Genomic DNA, 576 nt, shown 5'->3' on the forward strand with positions numbered 1-576 from the left:
CTGGGGTGAAGTCGTAACAAGGTAGCCGTAGGGGAACCTGCGGCTGGATCACCTCCTTTCTAGAGAAGCTTGAAGTGAGCGTCTACAGCTTATCGGTTGTTTGTGAGTGAAGAGCGTGCTGACGGACTGGGTCTGTAGCTCAGCTGGTTAGAGCATCGTCTTGATAAGGCGGGGGTCGTTGGTTCGAGTCCAACCAGACCCACCATACCCTGTTGAAAGGATTATGGTCAGTTTGTCAGTCAGGCAGTCAGCACGTAATTTGGGGGCATAGCTCAGTTGGGAGAGCATCTGCTTTGCAAGCAGAGGGTCGTCGGTTCGATCCCGTCTGCCTCCACCATTACCATAGAAGAATGCTCAGGCAAGCAGTCATCCTGCTTACCTTAGCGTTTTTTTGCGCTCGATCTTTAACAAAACGGAAGAAGTGACAACGAGAAGACGATGCAGTCTGGGGTAACAGCCAGGTTGCAAAGTGTTTAATCGGGTCAGATTGTATCGACATGATTACTGTAAGTCGCAGAAATCATGTATTCGCAAACACCTGTAAGTGTTTCCACTTATAGGATCAAGCGACTAAGT

General features: G+C 49.3%; 2 tRNA genes and 1 rRNA gene. All 3 read left to right on the forward strand.

The features are described 5' to 3' along the window. Positions 1 to 59 (forward strand): 16S ribosomal RNA (locus ACYVG8_RS18980); the annotation flags it as partial. Positions 60 to 128: 69 nt separating this feature from the next. After that, a tRNA-Ile gene (locus ACYVG8_RS18985) sits at positions 129 to 205 on the forward strand. Positions 206 to 261: 56 nt separating this feature from the next. Continuing rightward, positions 262 to 337: transfer RNA gene (locus ACYVG8_RS18990), tRNA-Ala, on the forward strand. Positions 338 to 576 lie beyond the last annotated feature (239 nt).

The organism is Microvirgula curvata (genome assembly GCF_054781615.1).